General features: G+C 70.5%; 4 protein-coding genes. 2 read left to right on the forward strand and 2 right to left on the reverse strand.

From position 1 onward, the window contains the following. The coding region (locus PKE44_RS15275; RefSeq protein WP_324552749.1) for a tannase/feruloyl esterase family alpha/beta hydrolase at positions 1-1603 on the reverse strand (1603 nt) is incomplete at its 3' end. Positions 1604-1734: 131 nt separating this feature from the next. Beyond that, complete coding sequence (locus tag PKE44_RS15280) at positions 1735-2361, reverse strand: c-type cytochrome (protein ID WP_324552752.1); 627 nt, start codon at positions 2359-2361, stop codon at positions 1735-1737. Positions 2362-2584: 223 nt separating this feature from the next. Between PKE44_RS15280 and ilvD the strand changes: the two genes are divergently transcribed. Then, positions 2585-4438 carry a dihydroxy-acid dehydratase gene (gene ilvD / locus PKE44_RS15285; protein WP_324552755.1) on the forward strand — a complete coding sequence of 618 codons (1854 nt, stop codon included), beginning with the start codon at positions 2585-2587 and terminating at the stop codon, positions 4436-4438. A gap of 85 nt (positions 4439-4523) precedes the next feature. Next, the coding region (locus tag PKE44_RS15290) for a nucleotidyltransferase substrate binding protein (RefSeq protein ID WP_324552758.1) at positions 4524-4665 on the forward strand (142 nt) is incomplete at its 3' end.

A 4665-nucleotide genomic window follows, 5' to 3' on the forward strand; every position in this document is an offset into this window, starting at 1 on the left:
GCCAGTCGCCGGCGCCGTCCTTCAGCACCGTGCGCTGCGGGAAGCGGCAGATCGGCCGGCTCCAGGCGACGCTGCTGTTGTCGGGGCCCCAGGCGTGCATCGTCAGCGTGTCCGGGGCGCTGCCGTCGAACAGCCAGTGTTCGAGCGCGGTCAGCGGATCGATGCTGCGCTCGTCGACGCCGGGACCGGGGCTGGCGGCCGACTGCACGCCGCAGTGATCCATGCCCGGGATCATGAACAGGCGCACGAAGCCGTCGGCCGCGGCGCTGCCGCCGGCCCGGGCGGCGACCGCCTCGAAGTAATCGACGCTCTTGTACGGCGTGACCAGCGGATCGGCCCAGCCGTGATACATCAGCATGCGGCCGCCGGCCTTCTGGAAGGCACCGAGGTCCGGATCATCGGCGTTCAGCAGTGCCGCCGAGGCGCTCATGCGCGCCGGGTCACGGTCGAAGTCGAAATCGGTGAGCTGATAGGCCGGTCCCGGGTCGGTCTCGAAGGCCAGATAGCGCAGGAAGTCGAGCGCGATCGGCGGCACGAAGCCGTTCGGGAAGGCCGCGGCATAGGCCGGGGCGCCGGTCAGCCACAGGCCCCAGTACAGCTCCGAGCCTTCCGGCACGCCGCCCGGATACAGCGGCCGGCCGAAGCGGTCCTGCGCGCCGCGGCGCCAGAGTTCGAGCGTGCGCAACTCGACGCTGCTCAGGCACTGCGGGCCGTCGGCCAGGCCGCAGGCGAGGGCGGACAGATCCGGCCTGCAGCGGCGCGGATCGGCGATCGAGCCGTCGACGACGCCATCGAGCCCGTCGCACTGCGCGAGCGTGGTCTCGTAGATCAGCTTCGCCTTGTCGGTGTTGCCGGCGTTGAACACGCGCCCGCCGTCCGGACCGGTGTTGGCACGCTCCAGCCACGCGAAGGCGGTGCCGACCAGGCCGGGGTAATCGAGGCCGGGCGCTCCGGCGACGATGCCATTGAACTCGTTCGGGTATTTCAGCGCCGCCTTGACCGCCAGCCGCCCGCCGGTCGAGCAGCCGGAGAAGATCGACGGCACCGCAGTCCTCGGCGCGTAGAACTGGCGGATCACGGCCTTGGCGAGCGTCGCGGTGGCGCCGATCGAGCGGTACGCGAAGTCCTCCTCGGCCTGCGGACTGGCGTAGCCCCAGCGCCCGTCGACGTTGCTGCCGGCGTGGCCGGTGTCGCTGGTGGCGGTCGCATAGCCGCGCGCGAGCCCCGGCAGGCTGGAGTTGAACAGATGCGGGTAGTCGGTCAGCACGTCGCCGCAGAGGCCGCCGCAGCCGGACTGGAAGTAACGGCCGTTCCACGCCGAATCGACCGGCAGGCGCACCTCGACGTGGATGGCCGGACGCACGACGGCGCGCACGCGGCAGTAGGCCGGCAGGTGGACGGTCTGGCCGGGCAGCTGGGCGGAGGTGGCGCCGACGACGTTCGCCGTCAGCGGATCGGTCAGCGGCAGCGCCAGCTGGGCGAGCGCGGCGCAGCGCCGCGCGAAGTCCTCGGGCACCGGTTCCGCTGCGGTCGCGGCGAACGCGACCGGCGACAGTCCGGCGATGAGCGCGACGACCGCGCCTGCAATCCACTTCTGGTTCATCGGCAGCTCTCCTGGCGGTTCCTTGCATTGTTGCGAGGCAACATTGCGAGCCTATGCGAGGCCGGGAAGAGCTGCCACGGACGGGGCAGGGGATGCGGTTCTGGTCAGACCAAAGCCGCCGGCCTGGCTGCTTACTTGACGACCGACAGCCCCTGCGGCTGGCTGGAGAACCAGGCGGCGAGGTCGAGCCGGTCCTGCGCCGTCAGGTTCTGCGCCATCGGCGCCATCATCGGGTTCTTGCGCGCGCCGGAGTGGTAGTCCTCCAGCGCCTTGACCAGATAGTCGGCGTGCTGGCCGGCGAGCTTCGGGAAGGTGCCGGCCGCGGAGTTGCCGTCGGCGCCGTGGCAGGCGACGCAGCCGAGCTTCGTGACCTTCTCCTTGCCGGCGGCAGCGTCGCCCTTCGCGGCCGGCTGGCCCGGGGACGGCGGCAGCTTCGACAGCCAGGCGGCGACCTCGGCGCTCTGGGCCTCGTCGAGGCCGCTGGCGTTGGCGGTCATCGTCGGATGCGCGCGCTGGCCGCTGCGGTATTCCTTGAGGGCCGCAGCGAGGTAATCGGCGTGCTGGCCGCCGAGTTTCGGCACGTGATAGCTCGGATAGACGTTGGTGTAGCCGGGCACGCCGTGGCAGCCGAGGCAGGTGTTGAACAGCACCCGGCCGGCCGGCAGGTCGCCGGCGGTGGCGGGGACGGCGACGGCCAGCAGCGCGGCGGCAAGGGCGACGGTGACGGCGGCGCCGGAAGCAGGACGGACGATGGACATGCGGGTTCTCGCTTGGTGGGCAGGGGGCGGGCTTTCTGCGGGCCTTCGGCGTTCAAGACTATTGACGATCCCGCCGCTTGCAAGCTCAGGGAATGCGTACAGTCGCACGGCTTTTGCCGCTGCCGGCGCGCTGTGCTGAAATGCCCGGCCCCACACCGCCGCGGCGCCTGATGCGTTCGATGCGCCGCGGCCCGAACGCGCCGATCCGCCCCGGAGTGCCCCCATGCCCGAGTACCGTTCCCGCACCACCACCCACGGCCGCAACATGGCGGGCGCCCGCGCGCTGTGGCGCGCGACCGGCATGAAGGACGGCGACTTCGGCAAGCCGATCATCGCGGTCGCCAACTCCTTCACGCAGTTCGTGCCCGGCCACGTGCACCTGAAGGACCTCGGCCAGCTCGTCGCGCGCGAGATCGAGGCCGCCGGCGGCATCGCCAAGGAATTCAACACCATCGCCGTCGACGACGGCATCGCGATGGGCCACGGCGGCATGCTGTACTCGCTGCCCTCGCGCGAGCTGATCGCCGATGCCGTCGAGTACATGGTCAACGCCCACTGCGCCGACGCGCTGGTGTGCATCTCGAACTGCGACAAGATCACGCCCGGCATGCTGATGGCGGCGATGCGCCTGAACATCCCGGTGGTGTTCGTCTCCGGCGGCCCGATGGAAGCCGGCAAGACGCGCCTCGCCGGTCAGGACGTGAAGCTCGATCTGGTCGACGCGATGGTCATGGCCGCCGATTCGAAGGCAAGCGATGAAGAGGTCGCCCAGGTCGAGCGTTCGGCCTGCCCGACCTGCGGCTCGTGCTCGGGCATGTTCACGGCCAACTCGATGAACTGCCTGACCGAGGCGCTGGGCCTGAGCCTGCCCGGCAACGGCACGCTGCTCGCAACCCATGCCGACCGGCGCGAGCTGTTCCTCGAAGCCGGCCGGCGCATCGTGACGCTGGCGAGGCGCCACTACGAAGAGGGCGATCACTCGGTGCTGCCGCGCGCGATCGCCAACTTCCAGGCCTTCGAGAACGCGATGAGCCTCGACATCGCCATGGGCGGCTCGACCAACACCGTGCTGCACCTGCTGGCCGCAGCCCAGGAAGGCGGCGTGCAGTTCACGATGAGCGACATCGACCGCCTGAGCCGGCGCGTGCCGAACCTCTGCAAGGTCGCGCCGGCGACGCAGAAGTACCACATCGAGGACGTGCACCGGGCCGGCGGCATCATGGCCATCCTCGGCGAGCTCGATCGCGCCGGCCTGCTGCACCACGACGTGAAGACCGTGCACAGCGACACGCTCGCCGCCGCACTCGCCGCCAACGACATCGCCGTGGCGACCTGCACCGACGCCGCGCGCAAGCGTTATCTCGCCGGCCCGGCCGGCATTCCGACGCAGGAAGCCTTCAGCCAGGACTGCCGCTGGCCCACGGCCGATGCCGACCGCAAAAACGGCTGCATCCGCGACCGGGCGCACGCCTATTCGCAGGACGGCGGTCTGGCGGTGCTGTTCGGCAACCTCGCGCCGGACGGCTGCATCGTCAAGACGGCCGGCGTCGATGAGTCGATCCTGAAGTTCACCGGCCCGGCGCGGATCATGGAAAGCCAGGAGGACGCCGTCGCCGCGATCCTGAACGACGAGATCCGCGCCGGCGATGTCGTGCTGATCCGCTACGAAGGTCCGAAGGGCGGCCCGGGCATGCAGGAGATGCTGTATCCGACCAGCTACCTGAAGTCCAGGGGCCTCGGCAAGGCCTGCGCGCTGATCACCGACGGGCGCTTCTCGGGCGGCACCTCGGGCCTGTCGATCGGCCACGTCAGCCCCGAGGCGGCCGAGGGCGGCAACATCGCGCTGGTCGAGGAGGGCGATCCGATCGAGATCGACATCCCGAAGCGCAGCATCCGCATCGTCGTGTCCGACAAGGATCTCTCCGAACGCCGCAGCCGCATGACCGCGAGCGGTGCCCGGGCCTGGAAGCCGGTCAGCCGCGAGCGCGTCGTGTCGACGGCCCTGAAGGCCTACGCGGCGATGACGACCTCGGCGAGCCGCGGCGCGGTGCGGGACCTGTCGCAGCTGGAGCGCTGAGCGAGGCTGACCGGACGCAGCACCGGCGGCGTGCAGGGACGCTGCCGGTGCTGCGGCGGCGCAGAACCGGGAGCACGCAAGCCGGATGGATCAGCAACGCCTGCAGGAACGCATCGCCGCCTTTCTGAAGGCGCTCGGACAGCTGGAGCGCGCGGCCCGGCAGCCGAAGGACGAATTCCTGCGCGATTCGGTCATCCAGCGCTTCGAGTTCACGCATGAACTCGCCT

It is taken from the genome of Plasticicumulans sp. (genome assembly GCF_035331805.1).
In the GTDB taxonomy this organism is placed as follows: Bacteria; Pseudomonadota; Gammaproteobacteria; order Competibacterales; family Competibacteraceae; genus Plasticicumulans.

Coding starts and splice junctions, on each gene's coding strand:
- ilvD (WP_324552755.1), top strand. CDS start 2,585: ATGCCCGAGTACCGTTCCCGCACCACCACCCACGGCCGCAACATGGCG.
- PKE44_RS15280 (WP_324552752.1), bottom strand. CDS start 2,361: ATGTCCATCGTCCGTCCTGCTTCCGGCGCCGCCGTCACCGTCGCCCTT.